Here is an 18,304-nt window from a genome sequence, read left to right as displayed (position 1 = left end):
TCATCATTAACATTAATCAAAATCAAACATTTCTATGTCTAACAGTTTACAGACCGTGGCCTACGTTGCCGCCAGTATTCTCTTTATTTTTAGCCTAGGGGGACTGGCTAACCAAGAAAGTGCCCGCCGGGGAAACCTCTACGGCATTGCCGGTATGGCGATCGCCTTTTTAGCCACGGCTTTGGGGGGAAGTTTCACCGGTTACGCCACTTTGTTGGGGGCTATTATCCCCGCTGTCGTGATTGGTTTCCTATTGGCATCCAGGGTGGCCATGACCTCCATGCCGGAATTGGTGGCTATTTTGCACAGTTTTGTTGGTTTAGCCGCTGTCCTAGTGGGAGTTGCCAATTACCTGGCTCCGGAAAATGGCCTAACGGGCTCCGAAGCCTTCATTCATCAAATAGAAATTTATGTGGGCGTATTTATTGGGGCTGTCACCTTCACCGGCTCCATTGTGGCCTTCGGTAAATTGCGGGCCATCATCGGCAGCAAACCCCTCATGCTCCCGGCTAGGCACTTTTTGAACATTTCCCTGCTGGTGGCTACGGTCATTTTGGGCGTGCAATTCATGCAGTTGGACAATTCCGCTGGTTTAACGCCACTGCTGATTATGACTGCCATTGCCGGAGTGTTGGGCCTCCATCTCGTTGCGGCGATCGGGGGGGCAGATATGCCGGTGGTAATTTCCATGCTCAACAGCTACTCCGGTTGGGCAGCGGCGGCGGCAGGCTTTATGCTCTCCAACGATTTGCTGATTATTACCGGAGCTTTAGTGGGAAGCAGTGGCGCAATTCTGAGCTACATCATGTGTAAAGCCATGAACCGTTCCTTCATCAGCGTTATCCTTGGTGGTTTTGGGGAGGGTTCTAGTGCAGCTTCCAAAGGGCCAGTCCAGGAGGTAACTGGTACAGTCACTAAAACCAGTGCGGAAGAAGTGGCAGAGGAATTACTCGATGCCCAGAGTGTAATCATTACCCCTGGTTACGGTATGGCAGTGGCCCAAGCCCAGCATCCCGTGGCAGAAATCACCAAATTACTCAAAGAAAAGGGTATTGCCGTTCGGTTTGGTATTCACCCCGTCGCTGGCCGTCTTCCCGGTCACATGAACGTTTTACTGGCGGAAGCCAATGTGCCCTACGATGTGGTGCTGGAAATGGACGAAATTAACGAAGATTTCCCCGAAACCGATGTGGTGTTGGTAATTGGAGCCAATGACACGGTGAACCCCAGTGCTTTGGAAGACCCCACCAGTGCGATCGCAGGCATGCCGGTGCTGGAAGTGTGGAAAGCCAAACAAGTGGTGGTGATGAAGCGGAGTATGGCTTCCGGTTATGCCGGCGTGGAAAATCCTTTGTTTTATAAGGAAAATACCCAAATGCTATTCGGGGATGCCAAGAAAAATGTCGATGCCATTTTGACTCAACTGCGGGCCAAGGACGAGGCGACCAGTGGCGATAGGGTTCTAGTTTCTGCCTAGGATCACCACTGAAAACATAATCAATTGGCGAATGGGGGAAGTGGACAATTTCCCCTATTTTTGCCAACGGTTATTGATGGTTATCCACACCAAAGATAATTAGGCGGGTGTGGGCCAGAGATTGGGGCTGGCGGGTTTACGTATCGGTGGAGGCCAGGGAAGAAGAAGATTTTGGCCATTTTTGAACGATCGCCGTGGTTAGGAGATGGGATAAAAGACCGATGGGCCCGGCAAACAAGCACAAAATCAGGGAATGGGTCGTCCAGATGCCCGTTTCTCGCCCTTGCCAATAGATCCAGCGTCCGACAAACAAATCCATCACTAAGTAATGTATCCAACCGACAGCCATGATACTGGGGTCGCTAAAGGCCTGGGCAATTACCCCCAATTCCGGGCTAGCCAGGGCGGCGGCCGATGTTGATCCCAGGGAATTAATGAATAAGAGCAAATAAACAACTGCCAAAAGGGCCAGGGGAATGAATGACTGCATCACCTTTTGGGTTCCCTGCCATCCCGGTAGAAGGATCATCAGGGCCCAGAACGTTAGAACCCCTAGATTACTAACGTTAAAAATAAGTTCCGTTGCCGTCGAAGAAAGGAGCATAAAGAAATAGTCCGCAGGAGTGTTACTGATCCTGGCGAATTTTGAGTGGTCTGGCAAGGTTCAACTGTGGTTTTGAGGAGATTGGGGCACTTCCAGCGACTACAGTTGACGACGGAAGTCTATTGTACGGGGTTAGGCCGTCAACTACTTGGTGGTATTGCATTGTGGCGGCGATCGCCGTCAACCCGATAATGGGGGTTGATAGGTTGATAATGGGGAGAGAATTAAGTTTAAATCTTTGCTATGACCACCGATCTATCGGTTTACCTTGACCAAGCACAACGAGCCGGTGCAGAGGCGGCGGAAGTTTACTGCTCTCGTTCCTTTTCTCGTCCAGTTTTTTTTGAAGCTAATCGGTTAAAGCAGTTGGAAAGTTCAGAATCGGAAGGGGTAGCCCTGCGATTATGGAAAAATGGTCAGGCCGGTTTAGCGGTGGCCTATGGGCCGGTAGAACCTGGGATTTTAGTCGAAAAAGCCTTGGCCCTGGCCGCACTGAATCCCCCCAATCCGCCCCGCTTTACTAGCCCCCGGCACGAATATCGGGAAAGTTTAGGGGAAGGTTTTTCTGTAGAACAGTTAATCGATTGGGGCCAAACGGCGATCGCCAGTTTACGGTCAGAGTTTGCGGAAGTGCTTTGTAGTGGGGAATTAGCCTGTAGTACCGACAGCACCCGCCTACTCAACAGTGAAGGCTTAGACTGTACCTGGACAGAAAGAAGCTTAAGCTACTATTTCGGGGTGGAATGGATTCGGGGGGAAGATTTCCTGGCTATTTACGATGGGGAGCAATGTCGAGGTCAGGCTGACGTCAAACAGGTAGTGGAAAATCTGAGGCAACGCCTACTTTGGGCACAGGTTAATCAACAAATCCAGGGGGGCAAAATGCCCGCCTTACTCACCAGTGGAGCCGCCGGTTTACTGTGGGACACAGTGGGGGAAGCCCTCCATGGCCAACGGATCGTGGAAGGTTCCTCTCCCTGGGCCGAAAGGTTAGGACAGACTGTAGCCATTGAGGAATTAAATATTAGTCAAGACCCCACCGCTATTCCCTTTGATTGCCCCTTTGACGATGAAGGAAGCCCTACCCAAAAACTTGCCTTGATTAAGGCAGGGACAATTGCCCAGTTTTACACTGACCAGGAAACAGCGGAAGAATTAGGTAAAAGCACCACGGGAAATGGCTTTCGTCCCAGCTTAAGCAGTGCCCCCCAACCGGGTTTGGTCAATATGTTGGTCACACCGGGAAGTGCTAGTTTTGATCAGTTACTGAAAAAATTGGACAATGGTTTAATTATCGATCAAATTCTTGGGGGAGGAGCGGATATTTCCGGGGATTTTTCCATCAATGTGGATTTGGGCTATCGAGTGCAGAACGGCGAAATTACCGGCAGAGTGAAGGACACCATGGTTTCCGGTAATGTTTATGAACTATTAAGTCAGATTGTCGCTTTGGGGTCAGACCGCCGTTGGCAGGGTTCCTGTGCTACTCCATCAATTATTTTAGATGGGGTATCCATCACTGCCTAGCGCTATATTTGGGCACTGAAATTTCAGTTTGACTACCATTGAAAAAATCCGATCAGGAATTTGCGCAACGGTTGTTTAGGCTTTGATGGTACTGTAATTGAATGAATAATGTTACTCGCTACCAAAACGCCGCGCTTCAGTACTATCAAGATCTGACAGGATCTTCCCATCTCCACTATGGTTATTGGCAACCAGTTCCGGAGACAAAAGATGATTTAACTATGGCCAAACTTCGCCATGCCCAGGAAAAATATACTGACCACTTGCTCTCATTTTTACCACAAAATATCGAAACTGTACTGGATGTGGGCTGTGGCAACGGGGATAATGCCAGTCGACTAATTGGCAAAGGTTTACAAGTGGAAGGCATTGCTCCAGATCCTTTTCAGGAGTCCAATTTTTTACAAAAGACCGCAGGTAAAGCTCGCTTTAATAGCAATACTTTCCAAGGATTTATAGAAGATTTGCAACGGATTAATTCCGCTCCCAAATATGACTTGTTGCTTTTTAGTGAAAGTACCCAATATATGGCTTCAGACACCATTGCTGATGGGTCGAAATTCTTGGTGAAACCGGGAGGTTATGTTCTACTAGCTGATATGTTTCGTAAAAATGGACAGTATCAAACAGGGATGTTTTCCAATTGTTTGATTAAAGATGAATTGCAGATGGCGATGGCAAAGGCTGGTTTTGTTCTGCTCGACAGCGATGATATTTCTCAACAAATTGTACCGACCCTGGATCTTTGTGTGCAAAGTTTTCAAACCTTTGGCGTTTCGACTTTAACTTATTTGGCTAGTTTAGTTAGGATTGCAGTCCCTCCCTTGTATAAAATTTTCGACTACTTTTTAGGGAAACAGGCCAAAGCTCTGGTGAAGGAAGGATTACAGGCCGGGAATATTTTTCGGGATCATTTATGCTATGAAATTCAACTTTGGCAAAAACTTGCTTAAATTTCTGGGGGTGATCGCCATTGTGGTGGTGGGGATTTACCCTGGGCAGGGGAAAGTTAAGAATAATGACTAATTTGTCTTGGTGGCCAAAGCCTAGGCTTATAAGTAGAGTAAGGCCCCTTCACCGCCGGAGAGAACAACTATGTCCGCCGAATTTTTTGACTGCCTACAACATAAATGCGCCTATGTGGCGATCGGAGAATTTAAACCCGGTCGGTTTACAGAGGCCCAACGGTTGTATGAAAAGGCTATTTCCACCTATAAAAGCGGCTTTAAGGGCGCCTTCCTGCTGAGAAAACCCAATTCCGATGAAGGCATTGCTGTGATTCTCTGGAATACCATCGAAGACATGGAAGCGAATCAAACGGAAGTCCACCGCAAAATTCTGGATGAAATGGGGCCTTTGTTCAATGTTCCTCCGGTCACCAATATTTACGAAGTTTGTAGTGAGGTGGAAGCCTACGGCAAGGTGCTCTGCTAACCATGTACAACATTAGTTTTACTCCCGATCGCCCGTTGACCTACCATCTGGAAGACGATCAAAGTTTGGCTCGACTTTCCCTTGTGCCGGGGCGGGGCGGCCTGGTGACTGAGTGGACTATTCAAGGTCAACCCGTCCTATATTTTGATCAAGAGCGGTTCCAAGATCCATCCCTGTCGGTGCGGGGGGGGATCCCGATTTTATTTCCCATTTGCGGCAATCTGCCCCATGATCAGTTTGACCATGCAGGTACAAGTTATCGTCTCAGACAACATGGTTTTGCTAGGGATCTGCCTTGGGAAGTAATTGGCCAGCAAGCCCAAGATAGTGCCCGGTTAGATTTACGGTTGAGCCACAATGATGCCACCCTCGAGGCTTTTCCCTTTGAATTTGAACTAGTTTTTAGCTATCAACTCCAGGGCCATAACCTCCGCATTGAACAACGTATTGCCAATCTTGGTGATCGCCGAATGCCCTTTTCCCTTGGATTGCATCCCTACTTTTTTTGCCGAGAGAAGCAAAGGGTTACGTTAGCAATTCCCGCCCATGATTACCTAGACCAAAAAACTGGCGATCGCCATGACTATGATGGCCAACTGGACCTCACTGCCCCGGAATTGGATTTAGCCTTTACCCAAATTTCCCAACCAAGGGCCCATTTTGTCGACCCAGACCGGAATGTGAAGATAGAAGTTAGCTTCAGCGAACTTTACCAAACTCTGGTGTTGTGGACTGTGGCCGGGAAAGATTATCTTTGCCTGGAACCTTGGAGTGGCCCCCGCAATGCCCTCAATAGCGGCGAGCAGTTAGCCTGGGTGGAACCCTATTCTTCCCGTTCCGCCTGGGTGAATTTTCAGGTATCAATGGAGTGATTTTGCTGTCTTTCTCCCTTGAATAACAGTCTGTTGGCAGTTCCAACTTAAGGGAGGGGGTCGTGAAAACCCCCGAAACCATCCCTTGAACTATGGCTCAATTAACTCTGTTCAGACCATGGAGATCTAAAAATTTCCCTGGAGAGCCTCATTGCACCGCTCACAAATGGTGGGGTCATTGCTAAAGGTTCCAACTTGGGTGGAATAATTCCAGCAACGCTCACATTTATGACCATCTGCATTGGTAATGCCTAAGGTCAGCTCATCTGTTTCCGCCTTGAATTGCAAGGCATTAATTCCAGCGGGATCCTCCGACAATTCCACCTGGGAAGCCAGCAATAAATAACGCAGAGTATCCACTTGATTGGATTCTCCTTGGTTATAACACTGTAGTAACTGCGACCAATGCTCATCGTGGGTGTGGATTAATACTTTAGCTTCCAAAGATGCACCGATCGCCTTGGCTGTGCGGGCCGATTCCATAACTTTGTTAACTTCCGTGCGTAATTGGCGCAACTTAACCCAGGTTTGGGCTAATTCCGGCTGTTGCCACTGGGGCTCTAGCCTTACCCAACCAGCTTGAAACACTGATTCCGTTGGTTTTTCGTAGGGTAAAAATTGCCAAATATCCTCTGCTAAGTGACACAGCACCGGGGCGATCGCCTTGACCAAATTTTCCAACGCTAACTGGAGAATGGTTTGGCAACTGCGGCGGCGGGGAGCATTGGCAGCAGAAATATACAGACGGTCTTTAGCAATGTCCAAATAAAAGTTAGATAGATCGACTACACAGAAGTTTTGCACCGTTTGGAAAAACTTGAAGAATTGGAAACTTTCATAAGCCTCCGTCACTTCCGTAAATACTTCGGTCATTCGATGCAGCATATAGCGGTCTAATTCTGGCAAATCTTCATAGGCCACCGCATCGGTTTCAGGATTAAAATCATGCAAATTACCGAGTAAAAATCGAGCGGTATTGCGAATTTTATTGCGTACATCCACTAACTGTTTGAGAATACTTTGACTAATGGGCACATCGTTGGCGTAATCCACCGAAGCGACCCAAAGGCGCAACACATCAGCTCCATAGGCGGGTTCCTGTTTTTGATTTTTACCGCCATTAATAATCTGGTAAGGGTCCACCACATTGCCCAGGGACTTACTCATTTTATGGCCCTTCTCATCCAGGACAAAACCATGGGTCAACACAGTTTTGTAGGGGGCAATGCCATTGACCGCCACACTGGTGAGCAAACTAGATTGGAACCAACCCCGATGCTGGTCGGAACCTTCTAAATACATATCCACAGGGTATTTTAATGGCCGATTTTTTGCTTTTGCGACCGCCGCCCAAGAGGAGCCAGAGTCGAACCAGACGTCCATGGTGTCTTCCCCTTTACGGTAAGTACGCCCGTTGTTACGGTAGCTTTCCGGTAATAACTCCTCCACGGTTAGCTCCCACCAGGCATCAGAACCTTTTTCGGCAATGATTTGTTGCACATGGTTAATGGTTTCTTCCGTTAACAAAGGCTCATTGGTTTCCTCATCGTAAAATACGGGAATAGGTACCCCCCAAGCCCGTTGCCGGGAAATACACCAATCACTACGATCGCCAACCATGGGAGTGATACGATTTTCCCCCTGGGCAGGAATCCAGGTAACTTCTTTGATAGCTTTTAAGGCTTGGTCTCGAAAACCCTCCACTGAGGCAAACCACTGTTCCGTGGCTCGGAAAATAGTCGGTTTTTTGGTGCGCCAATCGTAGGGATATTTATGCTCATAGGCCTCTTCCTTCAATAACGCTTTCTGATCTTGGAGGGCATTAATAATCGCTTCATTGGCATCTTTGAGCACATTTAAACCGGCAAACTGCCCCGCTTCCGCCGTCAAATTGCCTGCTCCATCTACCGGGGACAAAATCGGTAAACCGTACCGTTGCCCGACAATGTAATCTTCCTGACCATGGCCGGGGGCTGTGTGAACTAATCCTGTACCGGATTCCGTGGTGACATAATCTCCACCAATGACAATGGGGCTAACCCGATCATATAGAGGATGGCGATACTGGGCATTTTCCAGGGCTTCCCCCTTGATGGTGGTTTTAACAGTTAATTTGACCCCAAAGATTTCACTTAATTTTTCCACCAAATCCAGTGCCACAATTAGGTGACTGTTCTGAAAAATATGGGATTCCGTTTGTACCACTGCGTAGGTTAAATCTGGGTTCAATGCCACCGCCAAGTTACCGGGCAGAGTCCAGGGAGTAGTGGTCCAGATCGCCACCGCTAAATCATCAACGTAGGGCGCTAGAATTTCTGTAGCCTTTTCTCCCGCCTGGGTGACAGGAAAGCCAACGTAAATGCTGCGGGAAGTGTGCCCTTCCGGGTATTCCAACTCCGCTTCCGCCAATGCCGTGCGGGAACTGGGGCTCCAATGGACAGGTTTTAAACCCCGGTAGATGTAACCTTTCAACGCCATGGCCCCAAATACGCCAATTTGGGCCGCTTCATACTCGGGGGTTAGGGTTAAATAAGGGTGTTCCCAATCACCCCAAATGCCATAACGCTGGAATCCCACCGCCTGTTCCTGCTGGGCTTTGAGGGCAAAATCCCTGGCTTTGTGCCGGAGGGTGAGGGGAGTTAATTCTGCCCGTTCGCTGCTTTTCAAGCTTTGCAAAACTTTTAGCTCAATGGGCAAACCGTGGCAGTCCCAACCGGGGACATAGTGGATTTTATGGCCCTGTAATAGTTTATATTTATTAACAATATCCTTTAAAACTTTATTCAACGCATGGCCCATGTGTAGAGCCCCGTTGGCGTAGGGCGGCCCGTCGTGGAGCACAAACAAGTCTTTGGGATTATTTTCTGCTAGGTCGGCGTAAATTCCTTTTTCCTGCCAATATTGCTGAATTTCCGGCTCTCTTTTGCTGGCATTGGCCCGCATATCAAAGCGGGTTTGGGGCAAGTTAACGGTGTCTTTATAACTTTTGGCTTCAGTCACAGTGGCTTTAGGGCAGAATTGTGCATAGGAATACTTGCTGATTTTACCCCGTTTTCCTAACCCATCCACCGCTGTTTTACTCCCCCCTCGGCGATCGCCATCGGCTGGTTTTTGCTTGATCTCCCCTGGCGGGCCAGTATAATTCCAAGGGATAATCCTCTATCAACCTGCTCATTTTTCCGGAACAACGGGCTATGAATGAACCAAAACAGACCGAAACCGTCCAGGTGGTGGAAAAAGTTAGCGCGATCCTTTCCCCCTATTTCATCGTCGTTGTTGGGCTAGTTTTGGCCGATAGTAATTTTCTCATTGGCATTGCCCTGGTATTTGTGGGCCTGTTTTCCCTGCTCAAACTTTCCTGGCAGGATGTGCAAACGGGGGTAGAAAAAGTTAAGGGCTTCTTTGCCGAAAAGCCATAGGTCCAGTTAGGTGAAAAGTCAGACCTGAGCAACAGGCACTAAAAAGGTAAATCTTCTTCTTCTTCCGGGGCGATCGCCGGTCGATTGAGCACGGTGGGTTGGTTCGCTTGAAGATGCTCGTTGCGATCCATGGGAGGCTGATCTAGATCTTTCGGCAAATTCTCTCCATTATCAGTTCCCTGTTGGGGAGTGGCATCGGACGCCACAATTTCCCCATCAAAATTTTTGGCGAACTGCTCGATCGCCTTACGGGTAGCAGTTTCACTAATATTTTCTGGAGGAGGGGCTTCGCTGACTGGTTCCGGTGGCGGTATTGGTCTGGGCTGACCATGGGATTCCCGTCGGGGAGAAGGTTTAATTTCCGAAGTGGCAGTTCCAGAGGCGATCGGTGGAGACGTCGGGGGAGTGGAAGCTACGGTTTTTGTCGGAGGAGGGCTTGGTTCCGAGGTGAAAGCAGGCGGTTTAGGGTGGCTTTTAGCGGCAGGAGAAGCACTAGCTGGAGTTTGCGCCGGGGCTGAAGGTTTGCCCACCACCAAATTCACTTTCATTGATTGGCCGCAGGCTTGCCCCAAAGCAGCTTCCAGTTCGTCTTTTTTGCCTGCCGCAATTTTCAGCAATTGTTGGGTGGTGACACTCACAGTGGCATTGTTGCCCACTAAGCCAACTAAAGCACCAAAGGATTTAAATAATGACTGACTAAGGGCTCCCAGGTTATTTAGCGTTTCTTCCCACACTTGGGACAGATCCCAATGGGCATCACTCACTCCAGGGCTAGATTGCTGGGACTCTGGGGTTGGTTCCGGCTCGATGGTTTCGGGAATGGGGGGTGGCGGGGTAATGGGGGATTCCACCACCGTTAGATGGTTATGCTGGCCATTGGGAAAGGCCACCACATTACTGGGTTTTACCTGGGCTGTCCGTTGGCCCCCAGATGTTTTGGCTGAAGATTGCTGAACTGCAACGGTTGCCACTGCACAGGCTGATGGTAACAAGCCCAACAGGGTCACCTCCAACCAGAGTCGGGGTTGGGTGGTATTGCGAATTTGGATTTCACTCTCCTTCAGTTTTTGTTGTCCTTGTAAAATTACCCCCCTCTCCCACTGGGGAGCCAGACCGCAGAGTGCTTGCCAAGTTTCCGCTGTCACCGCCACTAAATCCGACCGTTGGGGCGCAGTTTGGGCAATGAGTAAGTTTAAGTAAAAGCTTGCTAGGTTTTGTAATACCACCAGGGGTTCCCGTCCCCGGTTCAAAATTTGCCGACAGGTGCTCAACAGCGTTTCTGCATTATCACTGGCGATCGCCTCTAGGAGGGTCAACAAATCCTGCTCCGGCACTGCCCCCACAAGATCCCAAACCTTATCAGGGGTAATTAGATCGGGCAGTAAACTTAGTTGATCTAATAAACTTTCCGCATCTCGTAAACCACCATTGGCAATTTGGGCCACTAGGGTCAAAGCTGGGTCGTCAATATAAATCTGTTCTTGCTGGGCAATGTAGCGCAGGTGGTTAACCATTGCTTCTAGAGGAATGCGGCGATAATCAAATCTTTGACAGCGGGAAATGATGGTGGGTAGCACCCGCTGGGGATCGGTGGTGGCCAAAACAAAAACAACCCGTTCCGGCGGTTCTTCTAGGGTTTTTAGTAAGGCGTTAAAGGCCGCAGTGCTTAACATATGGCAGTTATGAACCAGTAAGCCATTAGCGACAAAATTATGATTGTCTTCTACTTCCAGATCATAAACTTTCTCTACTATGCCCTTAGTAACTGATTCAACTTCCTCGAAATTTGTATTCCATTGAAGAGATTTTGCTTGTACCACATCCACATTCACAGGGGATAGTATCTTCATTCCTGGGGCGATGTCTTCTGCCTTTGTCCATCCTTCTTCAGTCCTAATTAAATGATTGCCCGTACAGCGTACTGTGGAGTTCTTTGTTTTAATGATTAATGTTTTCTTTTCTCCCCTGTCAAGCCATCTTAAAATTTTTTTATATTCCCATTGCTGTAAATTTTCGTTGTAACTAAGAGCTTCCTGTCCTTTAATTTGGGGATTATCAATCGACATTAAGCCCTTGCGGGTCAAGATTTGTGAATCTCCCGTTAAACACTCGTCAATAACATAAACCTTATATCTACATTGCACTGGGGCAAATTGGGCCCTTTCAATAATCTCCCGAATATTATCAACCCCTGTATTACTGGCCGCATCAATCTCAATTACGTCTAAAGCGGAACCATTGGTAATGGAGCGACAGGTGGCACATTGACCACAGGGACTAGCGGTAGGCCGATCGCCACTTATGCAATTTAAGGACTTGGCCAAAATTCGTGCTGAAGAAGTTTTCCCCGTTCCCCTAGGTCCTGTGAACAGATAAGCGGGAACAATGCGTTCCTGGGCGATGGCATTGCTCAACGTAGCGGCGATCGCCGTTTGACCCACCAAATCCGCAAAGGTCTGGGGGCGATATTTATGGTGCAGAGGTTCGTAAGCCATGGCGGAGTAACCGGGCGATCGACAAACAGGGGGATTCTCAGCCTAACTCCAAAAGGCAAAAAAAGAAGTCAAGTTAACAGCCTGTGACGGCGGGAGCAAAGGCAAGGGGCAAGAAGCTTAGAATAGGAGGGTCAGTGCCGATTTGTAAGGCTGGAGTGCAATGCCGATGACAGCCCCTGTTATTTTTCACCTCGCCATCCCCGTTAATGATATTCCGAAAACCAAGGAATTTTACTGCGATCGCCTGGGGGCCAAGGCCGGTAGGGAAACCGATAAGGCAGTAATTCTGGATTTCTATGGCCATCAAGTGGTGGCCCACGTTACCCTGGAGCCGTTGGTAAAACAACAGGGCATCTATCCCCGACATTTTGGTTTAGTGTTCACCGCCGAGGCGGATTGGTTTACTCTCTGTGACAGAGTGGAAACCCAGGGCATTGCCTATCATTTGCCGCCCAAGCTCCGTTTTGGAGGAGAGTTGACGGAGCATCGCACTTTTTTCCTAGCTGACCCCTTCCATAATTACCTGGAATTTAAATGGTATCGTCACCGGGAAGCAATTTTTGGTGTGAAAGAATTTGTGGCCATTGGCGATCGCTAGGCAGATAAATTTATCACTTAAAATTTAAAGTTTGTAAACGAAATTTGAAACATTATTCAACCCGGCCGTAATAGGCAATCTTTTGGCGATCGGGATGTTGTTGATTATATTGCCATGCCCAGAGTTGATCCCCCTGGGAAAAATGCCACCATTCCCCTGGATGTCGTAAAAATCCAGCACTTTCCATAATCTTATTTAAAAGCTCCCGACGCTGTTGATAGCGTTTAAATTCTTCCCTTTGAGTATCACTTTTTGCTTGTGCTGTTTGATAATAATTGGGCTGGGAACGGGGCGAAAGTTCGTCAATTTCTCCCCCCATATCTACAGGTTTGCCCGATTGATCCAGTAGCGTTATGTCTAAGGCTGCTCCGGTGCTGTGGGGGGGAGGAGTGAGGGGATTGGAACTGGGAATAGCCCAAATTTGATAGACCTGCTGATAAATATTTTCCCTTTGCTCGGAGGTTAAAACTTGCCCCTGTAAACCGTCTCTAGCCACAATTTCGGTAAAAGTATGATCCACCATAAATTGCTGAACGGCGATGGGTCGATAGGCATCAAACACTAAAATTTGCCATGTCGGTTCAATCTCAGCCAAGGTCAACCGGGCTTGATCCAATCTTTTTAATACCCCGATGCGTAACATATATGGCGATCGCCCTTGATAGTCGACGCCCAATTTTTCGTAGGGATGGGGCTCGAGCAACTTAACACCTTTAAGATTGATGGGAGCAAGGAATTCACCACAATCTTGGATGGAAACAGAACGGTAAAGTTTCATTGATTTGACGCAGAAACGGGTATTTAAACCAGATTACCAAGGTAAAAAAGGATAAAAAATAGTAAATCCCCCAAAATTTGGAGGATTTTCAAAACTTTAACTGAATGAAATTTTATTCAGCAGTGGCGGGATATACGCTCACTTTACGACGGCTTCTGGTTTTGTGCTCAAACTTAACCACGCCGTCAATCAAAGCGAAAAGGGTGTCATCACTGCCCCGGCCAACGTTGTTACCCGGGTGAACTTGGGTGCCCCGTTGACGAACAATGATGCTGCCGGCGGTGACGGTTTGACCACCGTAGCGTTTGACTCCCAAGCGTTGGGCATTAGAATCCCGACCGTTCCGGGTACTCCCCGTTCCTTTCTTATGTGCCATGGTTATTAATGATCCTGATTAGGTTGGATTAGTGGGGTAGTTAGGGGCTTTTTTGTTAGCCCAATCTACAATTTAGCCAAATTTGGGTGGCTTTAGCTGGTCAGTCTTAACCTGCCACCACTGGGGTTTTGGCATCCACTTCGGGTGCCTCGGCGATCCCCTTACCGTTAACGGAAATGGACTTGATCAACAGACGGGTTAACTCTTGACGGTGACCCCGTTTTTTGCGGGTTTTCTTTTTGGGTTGCATTTTATAAACAATGACCTTGCGACCCCGACGGTGGGAGAGAATTTCCCCTTCCACAGTGGCCCCGGCTACGTAGGGCTGGCCGATGGTAACATTGTCGCCGTCTTTGACCAGTAACACTTTGTCGACAACATAGCTGTCTTCCGGTGCTCCGTCGAGGTGATTAATCTCGTAAAAACGGCCGGGCTCGACCCGAACTTGGGTGCCCCCAATTTCAATAATGGCGTAACTCATAATTTATTTGCGTAGATTGCCGTACAGGTATGCCGCCGTCAAGTTTTCCGGTTTATTCCAGTGAATTTCAGGAAAAACCCGCCAGCTTTGGCATTTTTTGCTGATGATTGTCGTAACCTGATCCGAGCGGGATAGTTGACAAGCGATCTTCTATTTTCTAAGTTGCTAGCTATTTTGTCAAACTCATCCTAACTGGCTTTTGCTGAACCGCAATTTGTTCTGCGACTAACTCGGCCATGGCGATCGCCGCTCCGGATTGGCCCCGTGCCTGCTGTAATTCTTGGCGTATCTGGGTTAACTGTTCAGGATCATCTAACCAAGGTGTTAATTGACTAGCTACCCCAGCGGGCGTTAAATCCCCCATCAATTCCGGCACAATTTCCCGACCAGCCCAGAGATTGGGCCAGGCAAAAAGACGTTTTTTCTTGGCAATGAGGTAATTAATCAAGCGGGTGGATTGGGGCCCGACCCAGGGAATACGGGCAATTAATCCCGGCAAGCCGTCTAAATGTTTGAGGGCTTCCGTGTGTTGGGTGGGCAATAAAATCACCATGGGAATACCTAAAGCTCCCAATTGAGCGGTGTTGGCCCCCACTGTGGTTAAGGCGAAGGTTAATGTTTTTAATGCCGTCAGGGCGGGAAATTGGCGGCAGATATCAATTCTTAACCCCGTGGCGGTCAACAAATAGGGTTCTTGTCCCTCTTTTTCCACCACCTCTATTTCAATGTTGCCCATGGCACTAACCAAGGGATTGGTTTTTACCTGGCCGTAGCTTTGCAATTGGGCCAAATCCACAGTGGGCGCTAAAAAGAGCACAAATTGACATTGGGGATGGATTTTATGCAACTCCACGGCGATCGCCACTTCCAGGGGAACCCCTTGGCTAAGTTTAGTCGCCTTGGAACCGGGCAGTAGGCCGATTAACGGTTTGGCCGATGGATCTACTGGGGAATCAGTGGCATCCACATCCACCATCAAATCCCCCACTACGGTGGCTTTTGCTTGATAAATCCGGGGTAAAGCTTGGCGTACTTGTCCATTCATCACCCCAAAGGAGTCAATCCACCGGGGCCAGCGGGCATCCCACTCGGCATAGACCACAGAACGATAGCCTAAACGTTTGGCAATCGCCAGGGCAAAGAATTGGTCCCCTCCTAAAAAAAGAACCACCCCGTGGGCATGCCAGGGCCATGACTCCGCCGTTTTACCCCAGAGCAAGAAATTCCAAAAATGTTCACTGCTCTGCACCCGATTCACTTCCCCATAGCTACGCACTACCTCCGCTTCTTTACCCATGGCATGGGGACAGGGGGAAAGCATCACCGAAATTCTCAGGCGATCGCCATTTGGCAGTTGACGCAAAGCATGGACAACGGGACGAACCCAGGTGGTCACTTCCCCTGGGCCATTGGACAGAATTAAAACGTCAACGGGATTAGTTAATACGGGCAAAGTTTGCAAAACAGTAACAACCTAGGAACCCAATTTGCTAATAATTCTCTGGACAATTTCCACCCCGGTGAAAGCTTGCCAACCAAATAAACCAATCAAGGTAACGTTGAGGGTGATGTGAGTTAAACGGGCCGTTTCATTACCCTTTTGCATCCAGGGTACCAACGCCGCCGCCGTAGCAATTAAAGCGACCATGGCAAGACCAACGAGTAAGTGGGGGCCGACAAACAGTTTGCCGTTGTTGATATAGGTAACAGCCATGCCGCCAATGGTGCCCAAAACCATCAAAGAAAGTAGGAGAGAGCCGAGGATAAAATGCTTACCCTTAACATCTTTTTGGATCAACTCCTTCCGCTTTTCCGGTTCTGCGGAGCGAATTTTTCGGGACTGGAATCCCAGCCACATGGCGTACATCGAAGTAAAGAACAGCGCCCACATGATGATGGGATGGCCAAATTGGCTATAAATTTTAACCGGTTCAGGAATCTCAAGGGCAAGTAGAGGAAACATCATTTTAATCAAGTTGATGATTGGTCGTAGTTAATTCAGCTTGGGAAAAGCTGAGCTACGGTTGCTTAAAGAAATTTAACACAGCCCATGGTGACGGCGGTTCTTCCCCGGGTTGGGACTTGGCAGAGGCTCAGCTCAATTCTAGAGATGCTAGTTCTAATTGTTTGCCATCCAGTACTGTTTGGCTAATCTGGTCGCATTGGGGACAACGGTAAATCCAATCCTCTGGCTGGAAATTTTGTTGGCACCGTTGGCAATGACAGGTAACGGGAATTTCTTCAATTTCCAATCTAGCTTCAGCGGCCATGGTGTTTTGTCGCACCACTTCAAACGCAAACCGCAGGGCATCGGTCACTACCCCAGACTGTTGCCCCACCCGTAGGGTTAAGCGGTGAATTTTACTGGCTCCATGGTTCTCCGCCTGGGCAATGGCGATCTCCAAAGTTTGTTCCATCAGACTAACTTCATGCATAAACCTGACTTCAACTAATTCTTCCTAAAAACACTTTTATTTAACAAGTTTAAATGTTCACAAAAGCTCAAACAAATTAAGTTTAGCTCGGCTCATAAAGTCAATGAGGAACCATAGCAATCAATGATAAAGTGTCGAAATGTTTGACAACGTTTGTAAATGCACCTCTTTCCTGAATCTCGGAAAGAATATTTTTCAGTACTACATAAAAAGTCTCAATGTGGAGGCGTTTCAATGTTTTCAAGACTCGACAATCATGGGAGACAATATCTTATTAAGTACACCACATAAAACCGTTGTTGCTAAAGGCTTTCGATGATTTCCAGCAAATCGACTTGCCCAGCCTGACGCAAGAGGGATACGGCGGATTCCATGACGAAGTGGTAAAGTAGGCGATAAACATAAGTAAAAATTCACCGAAAAGTAAAATGTCTGCTCTATCAGTGGACATCAGAGAGAGAATAGTCAAGACCTATGAAGGCGATCAAACCTCGATTAGAAAAGTAGCAAAGCAGTTTCAAGTGAGCAAAACAACGGTACAGGATTTGCTTAAACTAAAACGAGAAATGTGACAAGTTTGTCCAAAAGCTCCAAGTGGAGGGAAACCTAGTCAGCTGATGGGTAAAGAAGAGCAGGCTATAGCAATGGTGGCAGAATATCCCGATTATACTCTTTCAGAATACTGTGAGCTATGGCTAGAAAAAACTGGTATTAAAATCAGCGAACCTACCATGTGTCGCTTCTTACAAACCCTGAGATTAACACGAAAAAAAAACAAAAAGGAATCGCAAAGCTAGCTCAGAAGAAATTCAACAAGAAAGAAAGGAATATTGGCATTTAATTGTGAAAGAGAAACCTGAAAATTTAGTATTTCTTGACTAAATGGGCATCTTACTGGGAATTATGCGAGATATGCCGAGAAGTCTTATGGGAACTAGAGCCTATGACTTTGATTCTGTCTACAGGGGCGCCCGCCTCAACTATGCAGGAGCAATGAGTTTGTCGGGGATTTTATGCTTAAAATTATTACCTAAATCTATGAATGGAGAACTGTTCATAGATTTTGTCAAAGAAGAATTCATCCCACAACTCTGGGAAGGTACTGTCGTTGTTATGGACAATCTCAATGCTCATAAAGTTCAAGGAGTCAAAGAAATGATCGAAGCGTCAGGAGCCAAGGTGATTTATTTACCACGCTACTCCCCAGATTTTAATCCCATTGAACATTTTTGGTGGGAACTCAAGGCTTTTATTCGGAGATTTAGACCTCAAGGCAAAGAATCTGTTGAAAACTTAGCAGCAATCGGCATTATCTTAAATTCTGCCACAATTAGACGGAACTATTTTACTCATTGTTGCTACTATGACACTTAGACGCCAAATCCGCCGTAACCGTCCCAGTTGAAGATTGGTTGAATGTGAATAATAACTGGCTCTACAACGACGGCAAGATTGGGAATAGGCCATCCAGTTTGGAAATCTCCAGGACAATTTTCCATTCTGGAGAAACGGAAGTCAGGGCAATGGTTTTGCTTATTTTTCTTGCCTGATGCTGGGCTTTGGCTAGGATCATCAGTAAATTGCTATGGATAGTTTTTACTTGTCCCAAATCAATAATCAATGTGGAGAAAGGAGCATGGTGAATCCAGTCGAACATTTCTTGGGGGGCAATGTGCTCCGACGGGCAATAGATTGTTGGATTAACAATTTCTAGTTGGTAAGGGATCGGGGCTAAGGAGGAAATATTCATAATGGAGTTTTGGTAAGGTGAACAATATGGTTAGGGAGGGGGGAACGAGTTATTGGCA

The 18,304-nt window shown here is 47.6% G+C and carries 20 protein-coding genes; 10 read left to right on the top strand and 10 right to left on the bottom strand.

Annotated elements, in window-relative coordinates; translation table 11 throughout:
- Positions 1-34 precede the first annotated feature (34 nt).
- Positions 35-1,477, top strand: coding sequence for a Re/Si-specific NAD(P)(+) transhydrogenase subunit beta (gene pntB / locus IQE94_RS06315; protein ID WP_223342934.1), 1,443 nt, complete (start codon positions 35-37; stop codon positions 1,475-1,477).
- A gap of 136 nt (positions 1,478-1,613) precedes the next feature.
- Here pntB and IQE94_RS06310 read toward each other — a convergent pair whose 3' ends face one another.
- A complete protein-coding gene (locus IQE94_RS06310; protein ID WP_223342933.1) occupies positions 1,614-2,081 on the bottom strand; it encodes an ABA4-like family protein in 468 nt (155 codons plus the stop codon).
- A gap of 243 nt (positions 2,082-2,324) precedes the next feature.
- Between IQE94_RS06310 and IQE94_RS06305 the strand changes: the two genes are divergently transcribed.
- The 4 genes from IQE94_RS06305 to IQE94_RS06290 all read left to right on the top strand — a co-directional run bounded on the left by IQE94_RS06305 (position 2,325) and on the right by IQE94_RS06290 (position 5,914).
- Positions 2,325-3,608 (top strand): TldD/PmbA family protein, encoded by a 1,284-nt coding sequence (locus tag IQE94_RS06305; RefSeq protein ID WP_223342932.1) that lies wholly within the window; start codon positions 2,325-2,327, stop codon positions 3,606-3,608.
- 101 nt (positions 3,609-3,709) lie between these two features.
- The gene (locus tag IQE94_RS06300; RefSeq protein WP_212716879.1) at positions 3,710-4,561 is read left to right on the top strand and encodes a bifunctional 2-polyprenyl-6-hydroxyphenol methylase/3-demethylubiquinol 3-O-methyltransferase UbiG; all 852 of its coding nucleotides are present in this window, start codon (positions 3,710-3,712) and stop codon (positions 4,559-4,561) included.
- Between the two features lie 142 nt (positions 4,562-4,703).
- The gene (locus tag IQE94_RS06295) at positions 4,704-5,042 is read left to right on the top strand and encodes an antibiotic biosynthesis monooxygenase (RefSeq protein ID WP_212716877.1); all 339 of its coding nucleotides are present in this window, start codon (positions 4,704-4,706) and stop codon (positions 5,040-5,042) included.
- A 2-nt stretch (positions 5,043-5,044) separates the two neighbouring features.
- Positions 5,045-5,914 carry an aldose epimerase gene (locus tag IQE94_RS06290; protein ID WP_212716875.1) on the top strand — a complete coding sequence of 290 codons (870 nt, stop codon included), beginning with the start codon at positions 5,045-5,047 and terminating at the stop codon, positions 5,912-5,914.
- A gap of 126 nt (positions 5,915-6,040) precedes the next feature.
- Here the strand turns inward: IQE94_RS06290 and ileS are convergent, their stop codons facing one another.
- Positions 6,041-8,914 carry an isoleucine--tRNA ligase gene (ileS, locus tag IQE94_RS06285; protein WP_212716874.1) on the bottom strand — a complete coding sequence of 958 codons (2,874 nt, stop codon included), beginning with the start codon at positions 8,912-8,914 and terminating at the stop codon, positions 6,041-6,043.
- Between the two features lie 194 nt (positions 8,915-9,108).
- Here ileS and IQE94_RS06280 point away from each other — a divergent pair, with 194 nt between their 5' ends.
- Positions 9,109-9,333, top strand: coding sequence for a hypothetical protein (locus IQE94_RS06280; protein WP_212716872.1), 225 nt, complete (start codon positions 9,109-9,111; stop codon positions 9,331-9,333).
- A 38-nt stretch (positions 9,334-9,371) separates the two neighbouring features.
- Here the strand turns inward: IQE94_RS06280 and dnaX are convergent, their stop codons facing one another.
- Positions 9,372-11,828, bottom strand: a complete 2,457-nt coding sequence (dnaX, locus tag IQE94_RS06275; protein ID WP_223342931.1) for a DNA polymerase III subunit gamma/tau — start codon at positions 11,826-11,828, stop codon at positions 9,372-9,374.
- A 166-nt stretch (positions 11,829-11,994) separates the two neighbouring features.
- Here dnaX and IQE94_RS06270 point away from each other — a divergent pair, with 166 nt between their 5' ends.
- Positions 11,995-12,426 (top strand): VOC family protein, encoded by a 432-nt coding sequence (locus IQE94_RS06270; protein WP_212716868.1) that lies wholly within the window; start codon positions 11,995-11,997, stop codon positions 12,424-12,426.
- Between the two features lie 52 nt (positions 12,427-12,478).
- On the opposite strand, the gene IQE94_RS06265 is transcribed toward IQE94_RS06270, so the two are convergent.
- The 6 genes from IQE94_RS06265 to hypA form a co-directional block, all read right to left on the bottom strand.
- Entirely contained in the window at positions 12,479-13,204 is a 726-nt protein-coding gene (locus IQE94_RS06265) for a M15 family metallopeptidase (protein WP_212716866.1), read from the bottom strand.
- Positions 13,205-13,316: 112 nt separating this feature from the next.
- Positions 13,317-13,580, bottom strand: coding sequence for a 50S ribosomal protein L27 (gene rpmA / locus IQE94_RS06260; protein ID WP_194014495.1), 264 nt, complete (start codon positions 13,578-13,580; stop codon positions 13,317-13,319).
- Between the two features lie 106 nt (positions 13,581-13,686).
- Positions 13,687-14,061 carry a 50S ribosomal protein L21 gene (gene rplU / locus IQE94_RS06255; protein WP_212716864.1) on the bottom strand — a complete coding sequence of 125 codons (375 nt, stop codon included), beginning with the start codon at positions 14,059-14,061 and terminating at the stop codon, positions 13,687-13,689.
- 169 nt (positions 14,062-14,230) lie between these two features.
- Positions 14,231-15,523, bottom strand: a complete 1,293-nt coding sequence (locus IQE94_RS06250; RefSeq protein WP_249213892.1) for a lipid-A-disaccharide synthase — start codon at positions 15,521-15,523, stop codon at positions 14,231-14,233.
- 12 nt (positions 15,524-15,535) lie between these two features.
- Positions 15,536-16,027, bottom strand: coding sequence for a DUF4079 domain-containing protein (locus tag IQE94_RS06245; RefSeq protein ID WP_223342930.1), 492 nt, complete (start codon positions 16,025-16,027; stop codon positions 15,536-15,538).
- Between the two features lie 127 nt (positions 16,028-16,154).
- A complete protein-coding gene (hypA, locus tag IQE94_RS06240) occupies positions 16,155-16,496 on the bottom strand; it encodes a hydrogenase maturation nickel metallochaperone HypA (protein WP_212716859.1) in 342 nt (113 codons plus the stop codon).
- Positions 16,497-16,924: 428 nt separating this feature from the next.
- Between hypA and IQE94_RS06235 the strand changes: the two genes are divergently transcribed.
- The 3 genes from IQE94_RS06235 to IQE94_RS06225 all read left to right on the top strand — a co-directional run bounded on the left by IQE94_RS06235 (position 16,925) and on the right by IQE94_RS06225 (position 17,870).
- Positions 16,925-17,068: a hypothetical protein gene (locus IQE94_RS06235; protein WP_212716857.1), complete on the top strand. Its 144-nt coding sequence runs from the start codon at positions 16,925-16,927 to the stop codon at positions 17,066-17,068.
- Between the two features lie 45 nt (positions 17,069-17,113).
- The gene (locus tag IQE94_RS06230; RefSeq protein WP_212716855.1) at positions 17,114-17,293 is read left to right on the top strand and encodes a hypothetical protein; all 180 of its coding nucleotides are present in this window, start codon (positions 17,114-17,116) and stop codon (positions 17,291-17,293) included.
- A gap of 85 nt (positions 17,294-17,378) precedes the next feature.
- A complete protein-coding gene (locus IQE94_RS06225) occupies positions 17,379-17,870 on the top strand; it encodes a transposase (protein WP_212716853.1) in 492 nt (163 codons plus the stop codon).
- A gap of 61 nt (positions 17,871-17,931) precedes the next feature.
- Here the strand turns inward: IQE94_RS06225 and IQE94_RS06220 are convergent, their stop codons facing one another.
- Positions 17,932-18,246 (bottom strand): STAS domain-containing protein, encoded by a 315-nt coding sequence (locus IQE94_RS06220; RefSeq protein ID WP_212716851.1) that lies wholly within the window; start codon positions 18,244-18,246, stop codon positions 17,932-17,934.
- Positions 18,247-18,304 lie beyond the last annotated feature (58 nt).

The organism is Synechocystis sp. PCC 7339, from assembly GCF_019924095.1.
In the GTDB taxonomy this organism is placed as follows: Bacteria; Cyanobacteriota; Cyanobacteriia; order Cyanobacteriales; family Microcystaceae; genus Synechocystis.
The sequence above is the reverse complement of the archived record's forward strand: the minus strand, read 5'-3'. Positions and strand labels throughout refer to the sequence as shown.